The 18,091-nt window shown below is 44.6% G+C and carries 24 protein-coding genes and 1 riboswitch; of the genes, 19 read left to right on the plus strand and 5 right to left on the minus strand.

The window, feature by feature from the left end; all coding sequences use genetic code 11:
• Positions 1–47: 47 nt before the first annotated feature.
• Positions 48–251, minus strand: a complete 204-nt coding sequence (locus tag V1497_RS04375) for a hypothetical protein (RefSeq protein WP_349409752.1) — start codon at positions 249–251, stop codon at positions 48–50.
• A gap of 63 nt (positions 252–314) precedes the next feature.
• A complete protein-coding gene (locus tag V1497_RS04380; RefSeq protein WP_349409753.1) occupies positions 315–998 on the minus strand; it encodes a hypothetical protein in 684 nt (227 codons plus the stop codon).
• Between the two features lie 138 nt (positions 999–1,136).
• Between V1497_RS04380 and V1497_RS04385 the strand changes: the two genes are divergently transcribed.
• The 4 genes from V1497_RS04385 (at position 1,137) to V1497_RS04400 (ending at position 6,473) form a co-directional block, all read left to right on the plus strand.
• A complete protein-coding gene (locus V1497_RS04385; RefSeq protein ID WP_349409754.1) occupies positions 1,137–2,504 on the plus strand; it encodes a sigma-54 interaction domain-containing protein in 1,368 nt (455 codons plus the stop codon).
• Positions 2,505–2,827: 323 nt separating this feature from the next.
• Positions 2,828–4,147 (plus strand): GntP family permease, encoded by a 1,320-nt coding sequence (locus tag V1497_RS04390; RefSeq protein ID WP_349409755.1) that lies wholly within the window; start codon positions 2,828–2,830, stop codon positions 4,145–4,147.
• A 28-nt stretch (positions 4,148–4,175) separates the two neighbouring features.
• The gene (locus V1497_RS04395; protein ID WP_349409756.1) at positions 4,176–4,952 is read left to right on the plus strand and encodes a 3-hydroxybutyrate dehydrogenase; all 777 of its coding nucleotides are present in this window, start codon (positions 4,176–4,178) and stop codon (positions 4,950–4,952) included.
• 333 nt (positions 4,953–5,285) lie between these two features.
• The gene (locus tag V1497_RS04400; protein WP_349409757.1) at positions 5,286–6,473 is read left to right on the plus strand and encodes a DUF6843 domain-containing protein; all 1,188 of its coding nucleotides are present in this window, start codon (positions 5,286–5,288) and stop codon (positions 6,471–6,473) included.
• Positions 6,474–6,606: 133 nt separating this feature from the next.
• Here the strand turns inward: V1497_RS04400 and V1497_RS04405 are convergent, their stop codons facing one another.
• Positions 6,607–6,873, minus strand: a complete 267-nt coding sequence (locus V1497_RS04405) for a DUF2524 family protein (RefSeq protein ID WP_349409758.1) — start codon at positions 6,871–6,873, stop codon at positions 6,607–6,609.
• 174 nt (positions 6,874–7,047) lie between these two features.
• Between V1497_RS04405 and V1497_RS04410 the strand changes: the two genes are divergently transcribed.
• The 3 genes from V1497_RS04410 to V1497_RS04420 all read left to right on the plus strand — a co-directional run bounded on the left by V1497_RS04410 (position 7,048) and on the right by V1497_RS04420 (position 8,350).
• Positions 7,048–7,221 (plus strand): YjcZ family sporulation protein, encoded by a 174-nt coding sequence (locus tag V1497_RS04410; RefSeq protein WP_349409759.1) that lies wholly within the window; start codon positions 7,048–7,050, stop codon positions 7,219–7,221.
• A 136-nt stretch (positions 7,222–7,357) separates the two neighbouring features.
• Positions 7,358–8,086, plus strand: coding sequence for an NAD-dependent deacylase (locus tag V1497_RS04415; RefSeq protein WP_349409760.1), 729 nt, complete (start codon positions 7,358–7,360; stop codon positions 8,084–8,086).
• A 3-nt stretch (positions 8,087–8,089) separates the two neighbouring features.
• The gene (locus V1497_RS04420; RefSeq protein WP_349409761.1) at positions 8,090–8,350 is read left to right on the plus strand and encodes a DUF2164 domain-containing protein; all 261 of its coding nucleotides are present in this window, start codon (positions 8,090–8,092) and stop codon (positions 8,348–8,350) included.
• Positions 8,351–8,442: 92 nt separating this feature from the next.
• On the opposite strand, the gene V1497_RS04425 is transcribed toward V1497_RS04420, so the two are convergent.
• On the minus strand, positions 8,443–8,739 hold the full coding sequence (locus V1497_RS04425; protein WP_349409762.1) for a hypothetical protein: 297 nt from the start codon (positions 8,737–8,739) through the stop codon (positions 8,443–8,445).
• Positions 8,740–8,965: 226 nt separating this feature from the next.
• Positions 8,966–9,067, plus strand: a riboswitch (SAM riboswitch).
• 65 nt (positions 9,068–9,132) lie between these two features.
• Between V1497_RS04425 and V1497_RS04430 the strand changes: the two genes are divergently transcribed.
• On the plus strand, positions 9,133–9,294 hold the full coding sequence (locus V1497_RS04430) for a hypothetical protein (RefSeq protein ID WP_349409763.1): 162 nt from the start codon (positions 9,133–9,135) through the stop codon (positions 9,292–9,294).
• 10 nt (positions 9,295–9,304) lie between these two features.
• Positions 9,305–9,709 (plus strand): gamma-glutamylcyclotransferase family protein, encoded by a 405-nt coding sequence (locus V1497_RS04435; RefSeq protein WP_349409764.1) that lies wholly within the window; start codon positions 9,305–9,307, stop codon positions 9,707–9,709.
• Here the strand turns inward: V1497_RS04435 and V1497_RS04440 are convergent.
• Positions 9,685–10,206 carry a GNAT family N-acetyltransferase gene (locus V1497_RS04440; protein WP_349409765.1) on the minus strand — a complete coding sequence of 174 codons (522 nt, stop codon included), beginning with the start codon at positions 10,204–10,206 and terminating at the stop codon, positions 9,685–9,687. The genes V1497_RS04435 and V1497_RS04440 overlap by 25 nt on opposite strands.
• A gap of 274 nt (positions 10,207–10,480) precedes the next feature.
• On the opposite strand from V1497_RS04440, the gene V1497_RS04445 reads away from it, so the two are divergent.
• The 10 genes from V1497_RS04445 (at position 10,481) to V1497_RS04490 (ending at position 18,071) form a co-directional block, all read left to right on the plus strand.
• Complete coding sequence (locus V1497_RS04445) at positions 10,481–11,044, plus strand: GNAT family protein (protein ID WP_349409766.1); 564 nt, start codon at positions 10,481–10,483, stop codon at positions 11,042–11,044.
• A gap of 275 nt (positions 11,045–11,319) precedes the next feature.
• Positions 11,320–11,697, plus strand: coding sequence for a VOC family protein (locus V1497_RS04450; protein WP_349409767.1), 378 nt, complete (start codon positions 11,320–11,322; stop codon positions 11,695–11,697).
• Between the two features lie 156 nt (positions 11,698–11,853).
• Complete coding sequence (locus V1497_RS04455; protein WP_349409768.1) at positions 11,854–12,270, plus strand: hypothetical protein; 417 nt, start codon at positions 11,854–11,856, stop codon at positions 12,268–12,270.
• A gap of 17 nt (positions 12,271–12,287) precedes the next feature.
• A complete protein-coding gene (locus tag V1497_RS04460; RefSeq protein ID WP_349409769.1) occupies positions 12,288–12,836 on the plus strand; it encodes a GNAT family protein in 549 nt (182 codons plus the stop codon).
• 108 nt (positions 12,837–12,944) lie between these two features.
• Positions 12,945–13,430: a DinB family protein gene (locus tag V1497_RS04465; RefSeq protein WP_349409770.1), complete on the plus strand. Its 486-nt coding sequence runs from the start codon at positions 12,945–12,947 to the stop codon at positions 13,428–13,430.
• Positions 13,431–13,593: 163 nt separating this feature from the next.
• Entirely contained in the window at positions 13,594–14,376 is a 783-nt protein-coding gene (locus V1497_RS04470) for an IclR family transcriptional regulator (RefSeq protein ID WP_349409771.1), read from the plus strand.
• Positions 14,373–15,098: a 5-oxoprolinase subunit PxpB gene (gene pxpB, locus V1497_RS04475; protein ID WP_349409772.1), complete on the plus strand. Its 726-nt coding sequence runs from the start codon at positions 14,373–14,375 to the stop codon at positions 15,096–15,098. Before V1497_RS04470 ends, pxpB begins: the two co-directional genes overlap by 4 nt.
• Entirely contained in the window at positions 15,095–16,105 is a 1,011-nt protein-coding gene (locus V1497_RS04480; RefSeq protein ID WP_349409773.1) for a biotin-dependent carboxyltransferase family protein, read from the plus strand. The genes pxpB and V1497_RS04480 overlap by 4 nt, the downstream gene beginning before the upstream one ends.
• Positions 16,102–16,872, plus strand: a complete 771-nt coding sequence (locus tag V1497_RS04485; RefSeq protein WP_349409774.1) for a 5-oxoprolinase subunit PxpA — start codon at positions 16,102–16,104, stop codon at positions 16,870–16,872. Before V1497_RS04480 ends, V1497_RS04485 begins: the two co-directional genes overlap by 4 nt.
• Before the next feature lie 8 nt (positions 16,873–16,880).
• On the plus strand, positions 16,881–18,071 hold the full coding sequence (locus V1497_RS04490) for an NRAMP family divalent metal transporter (RefSeq protein WP_349409775.1): 1,191 nt from the start codon (positions 16,881–16,883) through the stop codon (positions 18,069–18,071).
• Positions 18,072–18,091: the final 20 nt, after the last annotated feature.

The following is an 18,091-nucleotide window of genomic DNA, read 5'->3' on the forward strand; positions in this document are numbered from 1 at the left end:
AGCTGTCATATAACGTAAAAGAGGCTTTCAAGCTTGGAGCCTCTTTTCTACACATTCCGGAATGGTACGTATGGATAACCGATATATTGGATGTTGAGTGTGCCGTTCTCGTAGGTTGTCGGTCCGAGGTTTCCGACAACCGTAATCGGATTTGAAGGGTTTGGTGCAGATTCCTTGAACATCGCCGACTGAAATATAATGATCAGTAACAAATACAAGACCAAGATGATATAGATCGACGACGCTTTCATTCCGAAAACCCCCATTCGTCTGTTATAAGCCAATGTATGAGGTGAAGTCGGGAAAAGTGTCTGTCAATATCCACTATAATCCATAACCGCTCCATCCTTTATTAATTTGATAGGGATGGACTGGCTTCCACCACTTTGAATATATTGATCCTGTTTCAAATCCCTGACATCGATTTTTGCTTTGATTTGAAAGGTTTTACTCATATGAGGTTCCAAGACGAGCGTGTACGGTCCTTCCATATTCATCAGGCCATCGGTCAAAGAGTGGTTATCGTTCTGATCAATGAATTCCAAATCGAATTGAACTTCATCATTACTATGGTTCGTTAAAGGAATGAAACACTCTGCATCTATAGTTTTTGTTTTCTCGTCCAGCTGATAGGTACACTCACTGTCTTCCTTGTTGTAGGTGATTGCGTGAAGACCACCAGCAATCGTAGTTTGATAGGCTTGAACGAGCATAGTAGGTCCCGATGTAAAGAATAGGAACGAGATAAGTAATGCCCTCAACCGGAATTTCTCTAGAGCATAGAAGAGGCAGGTGATGCCGCATGTTAGAATCACAATCAATCCAAGGTTTGCATAATGAAGGCCTGTTTCCGTCTCAGGGTTGGAATGCGCAGGTATTCCGAGTGCGTGGAGCAACTGCTCACCTAATGGCTTTCCATATGGAAAAGATAAGCCTAGTAAAAAGCATAGTGATAGTAGCATGATTGAAATATAGAATAAACGTTTATGTCGAATCATTTTCATCCACCTTCCCAACTCCCATTATATAGTAATTTTACCGATAGTAGGTTATTGATTTGCGTCAGAATTATCTTAAAACTCTCCTTGTGCTTATGGTAAAGTGGAAAGAGACAAAGGACGAGAGGACGAACAATCATGCTGGAAACGGACTTTCAAATCGAAAATCAAATTCTTGAAGCAATCATCGATAATGCTTTTGAATGGGTCGTCGTCGTCGATAAAGATGGCTTCATTCGTTTTATGAACAAAACCTATTGTGCGTTCCTTGAAGTTGATCCGGAAGCCGTTATCGGAATGCATGTGACAGATGTCATCGAAAACACAAGGATGCACATTGTCGCCCGAACAGGAGAAAAGGAAATTGCGGATTTGCAATTCATCAAAGGGAATTATATGATTGCGAATCGCATTCCAATTCATCATGATGGGAAAGTCGTCGCTGCACTCGGAACGGTCATCTTCAGAGATACTGAGCAATGGAAAAAGATGAACAGCCATATAAAGAGCCTTTTTTCAGAGCTGGACTATTACCGTAAGGAGTGGTCGGCAAACAATGGCGCAAAGTACTCCCTTTCAGATTTGGTCGGAACCTCTGACTCGATGCTTGAATTGAAAAGCAGGGTGAAGCAGATCTCTTCAGGAGACATCTCAATTCTGATTAGAGGTGAAAGTGGAACGGGAAAGGAGCTGTTTGCTCATAGCATTCATCAGCTTAGTGAACGTAGTAACGCTCCGTTTGTTAAGGTGAACTGTGCTGCCATCCCTGATCACTTACTGGAGTCTGAGCTGTTCGGCTATGTCGAAGGGGCGTTTACCGGTGCGAAGAAAGGCGGTAAGGTCGGCAAGTTCATCCTGGCGAATGGCGGTACGTTGTTTTTGGATGAAGTAGGGGACATGCCTTTGAGTATGCAGGCGAAATTACTCCGAGTACTGCAGGAGAAGGAAATTGAACCGATTGGTGCAACTGAAACGGAAAAAGTCAACGTGCGGATCATTGCAGCAACGAACCGTCCTTTAGAAAAAATGGTGCAGGAAAAGCTGTTTCGTGAAGATCTCTTTTACAGGATCAATGGGTTCCAGCTGTACATTCCATCCTTAAGAGAACGGAAATCGGATGTAGAGCCTTTAATTGAACATTTCCTCGAAAAAGTGACCCGAAGGACGGGCAAGCGAATCCATGCGATTGAAGAGAGCGTAATGCAAGTGATGTTGAAGCATAACTGGCCAGGTAATATAAGGGAGCTCGAAAATGTGATTGAAGCTGCTGTGCATCTAACCAATGATGAAACAATCCGTTCGGATTCACTTCCCGATTATTTGACGGACGAAGAAATGCTCCCGATCCGGAACAAATCACTAAAGCAGCTAGTTGAACAGACTGAACGCCGAGCGATTGTGGAAGCCCTTGATCGGCATGATGGGAACAAAATCGCAGCATCGCAGGCGTTAGGCATTGGCAAGTCCAGCCTTTATGAAAAATTAAATAAATATGATTTGTTATGATCGTTGATCGATTCCAGATATCCGGAAAACCGTCCGGAAACCTGGAATTTTTCTTTTTTTAGGATAAGGTGATTGAGGAGAACTGGCATAATGTTGCCTCACGTGGTGGATACGAAGAAACATGAACAGCAATGTAAGCTGGATAGAAGAGAGGAAGACATTCCGGAATTCTGGAAAAGCGGAAGAGGCATGTGATGGGGAGTGTAGAGCCTGTCAGCATTTTTGAGGTTGGCATGATCCTTGCAATATTAAAAGGAAATGCTGGAATCCCGCTTATTTTGTAAGCGGTTCCAACTACGTGTCAACGAAAGGGAGGATAAAAGATGTTAAGCATGATTGGTTTGCTAGGGGGCCTCGTCTTATTGATCATCCTTACGATGAGAGGGATGAATTTGTTGGTCGTTGCTCCGTTCTGTGCATTATTGGTTGCCGTGCTAAGTGGACTTCCACTTTTTCCGCAGCTTGCTGGCGAAAATGAAGCGAATCTCGTCAGTAATTACATGGGAGGATTTTCAGGTTTTGTCGCTGCCTGGTTCTTAATGTTCCTTCTCGGTGCAATTTTCGGGAAGGTGATGGAGGATAGCGGAGCAGCAGATAGCGTTTCGAAATGGATCGTGGAGAAGCTTGGCATGAAGCAAGCTGTTCTCGCCATCGTATTAGCTTGTGCGATTTTGACATATGGCGGAGTTAGCTTGTTCGTCGTCGCGTTTTCGGTCTATCCGATGGCAGTAGGGCTTTTCAAGCAGGCAAATCTTCCGCGACGGTTCATTCCGGCGGCACTCGCGTTCGGCTCTGTCACATTTACGATGACGTCCGCAGGCTCTCCGGAAATCCAGAACTGGATTCCGATCGAATATTTGGGTACGAGTCCATATGCCGGCTGGGAGGTCAGCGCAATCGTAGCTTTATTCATGGCCGGCTTTGGTTACTGGTGGCTGAGAAAAATGATATCAAGGGCAGTTGCCAAAGGGGAAGTGTTCGAAGCTAGGGAAGACGATCCGAAAGTCGCAGAAAAGGAGCTGCCTCATCCGGTTGCAGGGATGCTCCCGCTTGTCGTCGTCCTGATCATTTCATACCTTTTCCACGATTCGCTTGAGCAGTCCGCATTGATTGTCGCCCTGCTCGGTGGAGTCGTTGCCGCTTTCCTGTTAAACCGGAAATATTTCACGGATTTCTGGGAAGCGGTTTCTGCAGGTACGCTCGGTGCATTGATTGCTATTGGAAACACGGCCGCTGTCGTCGGATTTGGCGGTGTTGCGAAAGTCGTCCCGGCCTTCGATACAGCGGTGGAAGCGATGACGAACATTCCGGGAAGTCCGCTCATCGGTGGAGCGATTGCTGTCAGTGTGATTGCTGGTATGACGGGCTCGGCTTCCGGTGGACAGGCGATTGCGTTGCCGATACTAGCACCGCATTACATTGATGCGGGTGTCAATGCCGAAGCGCTCCATCGAACCGTAGCGATTTCATCCGGTGCACTTGATTCATTACCGCACAATGGTTATGTCGTGACGACGATCCGTGCGATTTGTGGGGAAACACATCAGGCAGCTTATGGGGCAGTTGGTGCATTGACCGTAATCGTACCCCTACTCGGGCTTGCTTTAGCGGTCATTTTATTCTCAGTCGGTCTCGGTATTTAAGTTTAGTTAGGTTGAAGGAGGTTTTATCGTGGTTCAAGAGAAAGTCGTTTATATCACAGGAGCTGCTAGCGGCATCGGTTATGAGCTGGCAAAGTCTTTTGCAGAACAAGGCGCAAAGATGGTGTTGACCGATCTGAACGAAGAAGGTGTGTTGAAGGCTGCAGAAGAGCTTGTTGGGAAAGGATATCAGGCAGTCGGCATGAAATGTGATGTGACGAAAGAGGATGAAGTGAAATCAACAATCGAGAAGACCGTCGAGGAGTTTGGTCGGATTGATATTCTCGTCAACAATGCGGGTCTTCAGCATATTGCTTCGGTTGAGGATTTCCCGACCGAAAAATTTGAATTGCTTACGCGTGTGATGCTCGTCGCTCCTTTCCTGGCGACGAAACATGCGCTCCCATATATGAAAAAACAGAAGTTCGGGCGCATTTTGAACATGTCTTCCATTAATGGATTGGTTGGTTTTGCTGGAAAAGCGGCCTATAACAGTGCGAAGCATGGCGTCATTGGTCTGACGAAGGTGACGGCACTCGAAGCGGCAGAGTATGGTGTGACGGTGAATGCGATTTGTCCAGGATATATCGATACGCCGCTTGTCCAGAATCAATTGGCGGATTTAGCGGAGAACCGCGGTGTATCCAAGGAACAAGTGATGGAGGATGTCATTTATCCGCTCGTGCCGCAAAAACGGCTGCTATCTGTGAAAGAAATTGCTGATTACACGTTATTCCTGGCAAGTGACCAGGCAAAAGGTGTTACAGGCCAGGCTGTCGTAATCGACGGGGGTTACACTGCACAATAACAGATGTTCAGTTTAAAGCTGCCCTTTTGGTCGAGGTGGAACTCGACTTCGACCGGAGGGCAGCTTTTCGTTGTTTGAGGCTCGATTTTGTGCAGTTTGGTGCATAAATGTAGCATCTAGGTTCATAAATCTGCATCTAGGTTCATAATTTCTGGATTTGGTTCGAAATCCGCTCAACTAGGTTCATAATCGAGTCGCTCAAATTACCAGGCTTCAATGGAAGTGTCAGGCACCGTTCAGAAACCGTTTATTCCCAACGGTTCTGTAACGGTGCCTGACACTCACACAATTATGGTAAAATTAAGGGAGTTCTTTTTAGGGGTTGTTGCGCTCATGTTTGCGATGTTTTGGAGAAAAATTGTTGTAGGTATTGTGACGACTTTTGCGACGTTATTAGTTTTAACGCCTTTTATTATTGCGGCTCCGATTACATTTGTTATCTTTTTTTATGTGTTGCTTGGTATTGGGGTTTATGGATTGTGGGTCTCGATTTTTTCAGACGTCGTCGTACCGGAGGAATCCAAGCTAAATGCGCTTTACACATTCTTGGTCCATGTAGGTTTTGTCATCATGCCTGTCTTCATCCTTCAAATCATTGAGCCGAGGACAGAGCTTCCTTTTTATTTTTACTTCGCAATTCCAATTTCGATCTTGTTCTGGATGTTTGACGAAACGTTAAGACGACAAAGGAAAATGAAATGGTCACCGGTATTGAATCAAAAAGAGAAATGGATTTGCGGAAGCATTAGTATAACGATACTGATTGTAGTGTTAAGCTGGTTCAGCTATGGGACGCTCGATAAGGTCACTCCTTTGACAAGGCACTATATACCGGAAGGATACGAAGGTTGGACATATGTTTTTTACGATGTGGAAGATTACCCTGCATTAACAAAAGAGGGTGACTACCGCGTCATAAAGTATAATTCGGAGGGTGTAGCATGGACATCATCTTCTTATGAGGGCTCAAGCGTTGACGACAATGAATTCTATTACATAAGTGAAAGTGGCGATAAAAGGATTATCCCAATGGATCATGTTCATTTCGGTAATCTATCAAGTTTTTCTTATATGGATACTGATGAAAGCAGGGTTATCCATTATGATGCCATTGATCTGATTTTCATCGGAACAGAAGAAGAATTTCGTAATAGTCCGGAACCCGATTACAAGAAGTTTATTCCTGATTATGATCCAGCAAGAGCCGAATTTAAGTTTGAAATCCCAAATGAGTATACAGGGTGGGTTAAGCTAGACCTCACTGCTCATTCAGGCGAATTGACTGACCGAACAATACGCGTCGATCAGAACGGGGAAGCAACTTTTTCTTATCCGAACGTCTCCTTTGATAAGGATTATGACGACTTCCATTACGTAACGGATGATGAGGAGAAACGGGCGATACCCCAAGAGCTTCTTTCCGACTTTTACTATTATCCAGATTTGATCGTTTTTTACATAGGACATCGGGAAGATGAGGACTTATTTCCATACCAAGAGTACAAAAAGAAAAACGAATGAAAGTGTCAGGCACCGTTCAGAAACCGTTCATTCCCAACGGTTCTGAAACGGTGCCTGACACTCATACAATTAATGAAAAAGACCCGTCGATGCTCTGGTTGAGCCGTAATACGGGTCTTTTTTTATCTGATTCTTAGTGGTCGTTGATGATCATGTCACTTTGCAGCTGCAGGATTTGTGCCATGACGCGCTGAATTTCTTCGCGTTGCTGGGGAGTTGCACTGTTGGAAACCTTCTGTAGATCGATATAAGCCTCTTCGAGTTGTTGTTGGGCACTGGAATAGACCTCTTGATCAATCTGCGGTTCTTGTCGGTTATAGAGCTCATTCTGCTCAGTTGCATAGTCGATGACTTGATGGGCACGATTCAGGAACATTTGCAGGGATTCATGTTCAGTCATGTCGTGTTTCCTCCTCATGAAGTTGTGCTTATAGTGTGGCATAGCTCACGAAATAGTATGTGTAAAATGGGGGAGGACATCCGCATAATTTTCTGGACTTCCATATTTGTCCCTATCATGGTTTTTCGTACATACATAGAGTATTAGTGACCAGACAAAAAGGAGGATGAAAACATGAGTGATGGATACAAGAAGAAGCGTGGAAGTGGGTTTACGCTGATTGTTGTTTTGTTTATCCTGCTAATTATCGTAGGAGCAGCTTGCTTCTGTGGTGACGATTACGGCTATGGCTATGGCGGAGGATGCTGTGACGGCGGATACGGCGGATATGGCGGGTACGGCTGGTAATAGATGAGGAAACAGATGGGGGGATGCCGCCATCTGTTTTTATATAAACGATGAGTCTGTTTTGACATGCGGTCTCCATTTTCATCATATATGCTATAATGTAACCACTTCTCGGAACGGATAAAAGGAGGAGTCTATGATGGAAAGACAGAATGTAGAACAGTTGGCAGAATGGATGAGGGAATCGGAAAAAACAGTCGTGTTGACAGGTGCTGGAATGTCTACGGAAAGCGGAATTCCGGATTTTCGGTCTAAAAAAGGCTGGTGGAAGAAAATCGATCCAATGTCGGTTTCCACGACAGAGGCATTGGAGAACGAATATGAATTGTTCCACGACTTTTACCAAGTGCGTCTGACCGATTTAAATGCTTGTCGGCCTCATTCCGGTCACCATGTACTAGCTGATTGGGAAAAGCAAGGACTGTTATCTGCGATCGTGACTCAGAACGTCGATGGATTCCACCATGCTGCAGGGAATGAAAAGGTGTTTGAATTACATGGCTCACTACGCTCCATTTTGTGCTCCGAGTGCGGCAGAGGAGCCGATGAAGAGTCGTTTCTTAATCATAAAGCATGCCTAAGCTGTGAAGGGAACTTGCGGCCTGACATCGTCCTGTTCGGCGAGATGCTACCACAGGATGTATGGGGAGAAGCCATCCGTGAAATTGAGCAGTCGGACCTGTTGATTGTAATCGGTTCAAGCTTGAAAGTAGCCCCAGCGAATGAACTTCCATTTTTAAGTACAGGGAAGAAAGTCATCATCAACAATGAAGAAACGTATTTACATAATGCCTTTGATTTGCACGTTGATGGGAATGCTGGGACGGTTTTAGAAACGTTACAAGAATTAGTTAAGGAGGGTTAGTGTATGAAAGTGATAAAAATTTCAAAGGAAGATCGTGAACAGCTCATTGAAAACATACAAGGCTATTTTGTCGATGAACGTGGAGAAGAAATTGGGGAATTGGCAGCTGGGTTGTTGTTGGATTTCTTCCTAAGCGAAGCGGGGCCATTTGTCTATAATCAAGGTGTTCAGGACGCTAAGCGATTGATGTTCGACAAAATGGAAAACATGGGAGAAGATCTCGATGCTCTGCAACGCCCCATCCAATTACATAGACGCTATTAGACCGACCACTCTAATGGTTCGGTCTTTTTTATATCGTTATAAAAAAGAAAGGCTGATCCCAATGAGTGATGGGGTCAGCTACATTACCAATTTTAAGGTTTCACTTCACGCAAAAATGCAATCTTTTCGCATGGAATCCAAACTGGTTCAACAAAAGGCTGTCCGGTGTTCGGAATACGGTCGAAAAATTGTGCGCAACATTCTTCTTCATCTAAGCAAGTAAAAACAAGACGAATATTCTCATCAGCTGGTGTACCCGAAAATTTTACATCGACCGGTGTACCAGGTTCCATTTTTTTTAACACATTGCATATACATCCACAATTGCATTTTCGCTTCTTGTTTGTATCTTCAAATTCAACATTAACCTGATCCTCAAATAAGCTCATCTATCCATCCTCCTTTTTAATAATTGACACATTAATAAAGTGTTTGTCCAATAGTATATTGTCCTTGTGGGACAAAGGCATAGGTAAGTAACCTGAATCCACATAAATTTGGGGATTGTCCTATAAAAGGCGGGATTAGGGCGAAAGGAAAATAGGTGAAAAGTATGGACGGAAGTGTATTGACTTCACCTTCTTCCCGTCATATAATTGCGTAAATTTAATAAACATTCTATCAAGAGTGGACGAAAGAACTGGCTTAATGACTCCACAGCAACCTGATGAACGACAAGGTGCTCCAACCAGCAAAGGGAACTTTGGGTGATAAGGGTCGATGGTGGAACTCTTTTTTTGCATCAAAGCAGAAGGGTTTTTTTATTAGAGGAGGGACGAAGATTGGTAAAAAAGCAGTCCAATCAATCACAGAACGCCGTGCCAAGTGACCAAGAGCATATTCGCGCAATGTCTGAAGAAGAAATCAAAGCATTTCATCGTAAGACGTATGAAAAATATATCCGCAGCTACGTGCGTGAGCGTAACCGGATGAGGAAGAAGTAGGGGCATTGCTATGAACGTGGTATTCGTATATGGAACACTTCGAATAGGGGAAAAGAATCACCATTTGCTGAAAAATGCGAAGAGGGTGTCCGATCAAGCGTGGATTGGGGGAAAGCTGTTCGATACAGGATTGGGCTATCCAGCACTATCCTTACAGCAGTTTGGAAAGGTTTACGGAGAACTGTATGAAGTGGATGATGAAATGCTGAAAAGCTTGGATTTATTAGAAGGGTACACGGTTGGTCGCCAAGACAATTTGTATGAGCGGGAAGTCAGGACAATTACAACTGTCAAAGGATCGTGTGAAGCATACATCTACACAGTCGATCATAATCTCTCCTTATGTAAAGAATGCATTCCGAATGGTGATTGGGTGAAGCGGGCTGAAACCTATGATGATTTTTCCATTTCATGAAGGGAAGTGCTGTATACATCAATCCGTTTACCCCATTTTTCAATATGCTCATTCTTCTTCATACCGATCCTCGTTGCTACAGCAATGGAGGGTAAATTATCCGGAGTAATCAGAGAAATCATCTTAGGATATCGACAAGTATGTAATCCATAATTCAGACACGCAGACGCCGCCTCTGTTGCAAAGCCATGTCCCCAATAGTCTCTTATGAACAAATAACCGATCTCCATCATCATTTCGCCATTGACCTTTTGGGGGACGATCCCACATTGACCAATGAAGGTCCCATCCTGCTTTAATTCCACTGCCCAAAGGCCGACATTGAATGCATCGTAATTCGCAATGTTCCAATCGATCCATTCTACAGCTTCATCCTCTGACTTCGTGCCAGGATAATAATTCATAGCCACCGGATCACCGAATATTTTCATCAAATTCGTGACGTCGGTTCGGCGTAAAGGTCGAAGCCTCAAACGTTCCGTCTGTATCTCAAACAATCCTCATCACTTCCTTTTCTTTCTACCCTTACATTCTATCCTATGATGCAACCTCGAATCTCATCCAAGTGTCAGACACCATTTACAATCCCAATCGTACCATGGGTTTGAGGTAAGTGTCAGACACTTCAAAGGAATGCAGATGTACCAACGGTTCGTGAAAAGTGCCTGACACTTAAAAAAGGCACTAGAGGAGTTTGGGGAATAGTCGAGAATATAGAAACTGAAATGATGCAGACTGAACTTTGATTTTTGCAGCAGAGGAGACCAGTACATGGCCTATGATTTGAAGGTTGAAACAGAGCGGCTAACCATACGCCCATATCATCAAAGAGACTATTCGAATTGGTTGCATGAGCACAAAAGGCGACAGCCGGCTCAGCATAAGTATGATCAAGGTTCCACCGATATGAGTGAATGCACGGAAATTTGGTTCCATCAGATGGTGGAGAGTCAGCAGGAATTGATCGCCAAGGATGATTGCTATATCTTTGGGGTGTTTCATAAACAGACGGGTGTTCATATTGGGACAATCGATCTTTCTACACTAATGCGTTATGACTTCCAATGGGGCAGGATTGGCTATATGATCCACAATCATCAATGGAGGAAAGGATTCGGTCGGGAAGCAGTCCAAGCGTCGTTAAGCCTTGCTTTCAAAAAGCTGGATTTCCATCGGATCGAGGCACATATCAATTTAGACAATGAGGCTTCAATCAAATTAGCTGAAAGCGTCGGAATGCAATTTGAATGTATCCGGAAAGGATTCATATTTGAGTTCGGAGAATGGACAGATAACTTGATTTATTACATAACCGCTGACACCCCTCTAAAATAAGAATCGGGATCTACCAAACCATCCGAACCAAGCAAAAAAAAGAGGGTGACCTCAGCCTATCAAATACAGGCAGATCACACCTCAATGTAAGGGGAGGTAGGAAATTTGCAGGAGAACTAAGAAGTTTCACCTTTAAGATTCCTCCTACTCTTATAGACGAATGAATTTGAAAAAGGTTGCAGGTTTTCGTCAATTTTTCGCGAAAAAAGGAAAAACATTCCTTTTTAAAGGGGGGCAGTAAAACTATTCGATAAAATGACGTAAGGAGGAAGAAAGTGAAGGGAACAAAGAGTCCGATTAACCGTGTAGGCACGCCATTCGTCCATGTCAAGGATCTGCAGAAATCAGCTGCTTGGTATGCAGAATTACTGGGGAAAGAGTCCCCGAAAGTCGACCCTGACCATCCCGTACATTATTACGAATTAGAGGGAGGCGGTGGTTTCCTCCTGGATGATGATCGCAACAACGCTCCGGGTACGGAAGCCTCCATCATGCTTCATACAGAAGATATAGATGCAGCTTATTCCTTTGTGAAGGAAAAAGGCGGCATCATCGTCAGGGAGATTGAAAGACATCCGGATGTCTCCTTCTTCAATTTCAAGGACCCAGATGGAAACGTCCTCATGATTTGTGAGCAGCACGAAAATAGCTGATTTTCATCGATCAGGTGGACAAAGGTTCCACATTCATGGTGAATGAATGGAAGGAAGAATAGGTTGAAAGGGAATTGCACACAAATGCAATTCCCTTTTTCGTTGAATTTGTGGTAGTATACGAACAGATTATACATAGAAAGCAGGTGCAGGCCTATGAATAAAAAGCTCATCATGATTTTCGTCAGCGCCTTCATTACAGGGATAATATTGGTCGTCGTCGCTTCCATATTAATCAAGACCCCTGAGGAGCATGCGAATGAATTCGTTGAACAATTAAAAGCAGGAGAAGTAAAGGATGACTCAGTCAAAGACAAGGCAGATGATCTGAAACAATTCATCGAATTCCCCACCGTCAAAAAACTGGATCAGACCAGGATGATCATTGATTCAGCAGAGAATCTAGACAATGCCTATGAAGTCCGCGTACGTTTTCAAGCTTATGAATACAAGGATGAAAAGGATAGCGAAGACGTGATCGAATCCTATGACGGCAGTCTCTACATCAAGATGAAAAAAATCGGATTTCGTGATTGGGACATCATAGATGTAAGAATCGATCCTTATCAGTAAAACAAGGAGGTTTTGGAATGTTCATCTTTCCGATTGATCAAGATCTGTCACTGAAGCTACTAGAAAAAAAGGATATTCCAGAGCTGTTTGCTCTTGTCGATCAGTCCAGGAATCACTTAAGAAAATGGCTGCCCTGGGTCGATGGAATGGAAAAGGAGGAAGACTATGAGCCGATCATTGAGATGTGGTTGAAGCAATTTGCTGCCAATGACGGTTTTCAAGTCGGAATTCTTTATCAAAATCAATTGGCAGGAATGATCGGTTTTCATCAGATCGACCATGCAAACCGAAAAACTTCAATTGGTTATTGGTTAGCAGATCACTATCAAGGTAAAGGCATCATGACAAAAGCAACGGAAGCACTAGTTGACTATGCATTCCACACACTTCATCTGAACAGGGTGGAAATACAATGTGGTACCGAAAATAAGAAAAGTGCCGCCATACCAAAACGATTGGGCTTCAAAAAAGAAGGGATCATAAGGGATGCGGAATACTTATATGACCACTATCACGATTGTGCGTTGTACAGTATGTTGAGAAAAGAATACATAAAGGAAGGGTGACCTGACATAGCAGGTTCACCCTTTTTTTAGTTTAAGGGAAATTCGACTATTAATTCATAGAAAAATAGGGAACAGCATATATAACAAGCAAAAGGTGGAGGAGGAACAATGACTAAAACAGAAATTACATTGCGGTTCGTCCGTTTCAGCCAGTGGGTACAGAGTCTCGAATCCCTCAGTGATGATGAATGGTTCCAGCCGCTCCGACATGGAAAGTGGTCCGTTTCCGAAATCATCGCTCATCTGACTTATTGGGACAGATACTTCCTTAAGGAAAGATACCCTAAGATGAAAGCAGGTGCGAAGCTCCCTCGAGCGATTGATGTCGATGTCATGAATCAGCGCGCTTCCCTTTATGCAAAGAGTGGCGTTAAGAAGGATGACCTTATCAAGGAGTTTCTGGAAACAAGAGATTTGATCGTAAAAGCCATCAATGCCCGCTCCGAAGAGGATATGGATACGGTGTTTTTCAATCGAGGGCATGAAGAAACGTTAAGGGATTACTTAATCAATCTATGTGAGCATGACAGGCATCATAAGCTTCAAATTGAAGAATTCCTCAATCGAAAATATGAAACAGAAGAGATGAATTAATTTGTAAAAAGCATATGGCAATTGCCGTGTGCTTTTTTTATTGGAGAAAAGGACTGGATAATATAGACATTGTAAATTCAGTCTATTCCCACTACACTGAATGTAAGCGTTTAAATTCGGAATGACCGTTCCGAATATCGGAACAAATGATGGAGGTGAAGGTATGAGAGAAAAGAATATTACAGTCATCAAAGCGATGGAAATTCTAACATTCTTTAAAGAGCATCAATCTCTATCATTGAAAGAACTGACACGATTGACAAGAACACCAAAGACTACGGTTTATCGGATGATTCTGTCTTTAGAAGATGCGGGCTTTCTTCGGAAAAATCAGGATGGTGAGTATGAGTTAGGATTCTCGTTTCTCGAGTACGGTCAACTCGTCAAGTCGCGGTTAGATATCAGAAGAATGGCACTGCCCATTATGAAACGACTGAAGGATGAGCTTGGGGAAGCGGTGAACCTGATTGTTCGTGAAGGGGAGGAAGCCATCTATGTGGAGAAGATCGATACCGATAAACCCGTCCGGGTATACACAGGAATCGGTCGGACAGCCCCATTATATGCTGGAGCTTGCCCTAGGATTTTACTAGCTTACATGTCACCAGAAGAACAAGAATCCTACTTGGAAAACGTGTTTCTGAAACCGTTTGCAAGGGGAACGATTACAGATAAGAATCGATTGATTACGAGATTGGAAGAGTGCAAGGAAAGCGGATATACCATCAGTCATTCAGAACTGCATGACGATTCTTCTGCAATAGCAGCACCGATCTTTGATCACGAAAATGAGGTTTATGCGGCCATCAGTATTGTCGGCCCAGAGACACGCTTCCGGGACATGGAAGCATTACCTTATCTGATTGAAAAAGTGAAACAAGCGGCAGAAGAGATATCAAAAGCGCTTGGATGGAACCGAAATACGATATTTGAGGTGATCTCTTGAATTATGAATTAAGCCCATTAGGGGACGCAGCAGTCATCATCCAGCTTGGTACGGATATCTCATTGGATACACACCATGCTGTAAGAAGCTTGACTCGTTACTTGGAAGACCACCCGATTCCAGGGACATTGGATCTGGTTCCTGCATTCACGTCGGTTACATTGTATTACAACCCGATTCAGGTCCAGGACCATAACGATCATGATAGCCAAGGAGAACACTCTCCATATGAAAGCATGTGTAAAAAGCTGCACAATATCTTGGAACGATTTGAGCCTTCGTCTGAAAAAGAGGCACGGACCATTGAAATCCCAGTCTGCTATGGGGGAGAGTTGGGGCCAGACCTGGAAGAGGTCGCAGATCATAATCAATTGAGTGTGGACGAAGTGATCGACATTCATTCCAACGGAGATTACCTGGTGTACATGCTTGGATTTGCACCTGGCTTCCCTTATATAGGAGGAATGTCTGAAAAGATCGCAACACCAAGGAGGGATGATCCACGCACATCCATACCTGCAGGATCAGTCGGGATAGCGGGATCGCAAACAGGTGTATATCCAATCGAGACACCTGGCGGTTGGCAGCTGATCGGCCAAACTCCTCTCAAGCTGTTTGACCTTGATCAAGACCCGCCGACATTGCTTGAAGCAGGGGACAAGATCCGTTTCAAGCCGATTTCCCTGTCCGAATTCAAGGAACTGAAGGAGGGGCAATCATGAGAATCATCAAATCAGGATTACAAACGACCATCCAGGATGCTGGCCGCTATGGTTATCAGCGCTTCGGTGTCATTGTCAGTGGTGTTATGGATCAAATGGCGTATCGAATCGGGAACATACTCGTCGGAAATCAAGGGAATGAAGCGTCGATTGAAATGACGATGAAGGGTCCTGAGATCGAATTCGAGGAAGATGCATTGATTACCATTACAGGTGGCAACCTCTCCCCGACTATAGATGGTAACCTGATCAAGCTATGGAGACCGATCTATGTTAGGGCTGGTACTGTACTGAAGTTCGGTGGATGTACCTCAGGGTGCCGCGCTTATCTCGCAGTAGGGGGAGGAATCGATGTCCCGGAGGTCATGGACAGCCGATCTACTTATATGCGCGCTGGAATTGGAGGCCATGAAGGAAGGGCATTGAAGGATGACGATTGCCTCAAGCTCTGTAAACCAGGTGAAAGGTCAAACGAAATTCTCAAATTGTTAAAGGATCCGGATCAACCTTATGTCGAATCGGATTGGTCCTCAGCTTCGGAATGGAGTACGGAAGAGAGCGATGAGAACATAATACGCTTCATTCCTGGAAGAGAATGGTCACTGTTCACTCAAGAAAGCCAGGAAGCGTTTACTGGGGAGGAATTTCAGCTGACCCCCCAATCAGATCGAATGGGATTCCGATTCAAAGGTGCACAACTCCAATTATCTGAGAAGATCGACATGATATCTGAGGCTGTTGCGTTCGGGACGGTACAGGTCCCTTCTGAAGGGAACCCGATCATCCTTTTAGCAGATCGTCAAACGGCGGGAGGTTACCCGAAAATCGCCCAGATTGCGACCGCTGATTTCTCTAAGGTTGTCCAGCTGAAGCCGGGGGAAAAGGTCCGCTTCAAGAAGATCACACACAAAGAAGCTGAAAAATTGTTCATTGAACAAGAAGAACACGTACAACAGATCGAGCAAGGCATTTCATTGAAACTGAGAGAAGGAGGCTATAACGGATGAAAAAGGTCGATTTGAATTGTGATCTCGGGGAAAGTTTCGGGACCTATCAGAAAGGAAGAGATGAAGAGATTCTTGATTTCGTTACGTCCGCAAACATTGCTTGTGGCTATCACGCTGGAGATCCCTCTGTCATGCGGAAGACGGTGAAGCTCGCTTTGGAAAAAGAGGTAGGGATTGGTGCACATCCGGGCCTTCCAGATCTGATGGGATTCGGTCGACGTCCGATGCAAATCTCACCAGAGGAAGCGTATGAAATGGTCGTTTATCAAGTCGGTGCACTGTATGGGTTCGTAAAGGCAGAAGGTGGGACGATGCAGCATGTGAAGCCGCATGGTGGTCTGTATAATATGGCTGCAAAGGATGGAAAGATTGCAGATGCCATCGCTGAAGCCGTCTACGATATAAATCCAGACTTGATTCTATTCGGTTTGTCAGGAAGTGAATTGGTAAAGGCGGGAGAGCGAGCGGGTCTTCGGACAGCTAGTGAGGTTTTTTCGGATCGGACGTATCAAGAGGACGGCTCATTAACATCCCGGACACTTCCGAATGCGCTGATTGAGGAAGAGGAACAGTCAGTCGAACAGGTCGTGAGGATGGTTCTAGAAGGGAAAGTGAAATGCCTTCAAGGAATGGACATTCCAATCAAAGCCGACACAATTTGTATCCATGGTGATGGACCACACGCACTTCAATTTGCCCGGACCATCCAGAATGGATTGAAGGCATCAGACATCAAGATCGAACAGATTCGTAATATAGAGGGGTAAGGTGGGATATGATGAAACAGTCTAATCGCAGTATTTTATTAGGCGCGGCGTTCCTTATGGCAACGTCCGCAATCGGACCAGGATTCCTGACACAAACAACTTATTTTACAGAGGCCTTATTGGCGAGCTTCGGTTTCGTCATCTTGATCTCGATCATCATCGACATTGGTGCACAATTGAATATCTGGCGAATCATTGCGGTCGCTGAACGACGGACCCAGGATATTGCAAATATGGTACTTCCAGGGCTCGGGTACTTCGTCGCATTCTTGATAGTTCTTGGCGGACTAGCGTTCAACATCGGGAACATCGCCGGTGCAGGCCTAGGCTCCAACGTCATCTTCGGGGTCTCTCCGGAAATGGGTGCGTTCTTGAGCGGACTCATCGCGATCGGTATTTTCCTGTTACGTGAAGCGAACAAAATCATGGATCGTTTCACACAGGTGCTAGGGTTCGTGATGATTGCGCTCACGGTATACGTTATGTTCGCTTCGACACCTCCGGTAGGAGAAGCGGTGCAGAAGACGTTCATCCCTGATACGATTGACGTCATGGCGATCATTACACTTGTCGGTGGTACAGTCGGAGGGTACATCACGTTCTCCGGTGGACACAGATTACTTGATGCAGGTGTAAAAGGGGTCGACTCCTTACCGGAAGTGACGAAAAGCTCCGTCTCAGCAATCGGTATCGCATCCATCATGCGTATTTTCCTTTTCTTAGCGACATTAGGTGTTGTCGCCCAGGGATTGACACTCGATCCTTCCAACCCACCTGCTTCTGTATTCCAGCTGGCAGCAGGAAATATCGGGTATAAGATGTTCGGGGTCATCATGTGGTCTGCAGCGATCACCTCCGTCATCGGTGCAGCGTATACGTCTGTGTCATTCATACGGACAATCAATCCGAAGCTTGAGCAATATCACAAATATTTAATCATTGCTTTCATCGCATTATCGACACTTGTCTTCGTATCCATCGGTAAACCGGTCAACGTCTTGATTCTTGTGGGAGCATTGAACGGATTGATTTTACCGATTTCATTAGGTGTAATGCTTATTGCTGCTCACAAACCGAAAATTGTCGGGGACTACAAGCATCCGATCTGGCTGACGGTATTCGGAGGGATCATTGTCGTTGCGATGTCCTATATGGGCGTACTCACGATGATTGATCAGATTCCGAAGCTGTTCCAATAGTTCAAGGGGTAACAAGGAGG

This window comes from Pseudalkalibacillus sp. SCS-8 (assembly GCF_040126055.1).
Classification (GTDB): Bacteria; Bacillota; Bacilli; order Bacillales; family Fictibacillaceae; genus Pseudalkalibacillus; species Pseudalkalibacillus nanhaiensis.